The sequence below is a fragment of the Pseudoalteromonas sp. SR43-5 genome (assembly GCF_014163835.1).
Classification (GTDB): Bacteria; Pseudomonadota; Gammaproteobacteria; order Enterobacterales; family Alteromonadaceae; genus Pseudoalteromonas; species Pseudoalteromonas distincta.
This window is the reverse complement of record NZ_JACJEA010000098.1, coordinates 1-246: the sequence shown is the minus strand read 5'-3', so window position 1 is coordinate 246 and position 246 is coordinate 1. Positions and strand designations below refer to the sequence as shown.

General features: G+C 47.6%; 1 rRNA gene. It reads left to right on the top strand.

Annotated features, from left to right (window positions below):
* Positions 1–44: 44 nt before the first annotated feature.
* Positions 45–246: ribosomal RNA gene (locus H5090_RS20655) — 16S ribosomal RNA — on the top strand; the annotation flags it as partial.

The following is a 246-nucleotide window of genomic DNA, read 5'->3' as shown; positions in this document are numbered from 1 at the left end:
AAAAATTCAGAATTCATTGAGCTGTCGAAAGACATAAAACTTTTTAATTGAAGAGTTTGATCATGGCTCAGATTGAACGCTGGCGGCAGGCCTAACACATGCAAGTCGAGCGGTAACAGAGAGTAGCTTGCTACTTTGCTGACGAGCGGCGGACGGGTGAGTAATGCTTGGGAACATGCCTTGAGGTGGGGGACAACAGTTGGAAACGACTGCTAATACCGCATAATGTCTACGGACCAAAGGGGG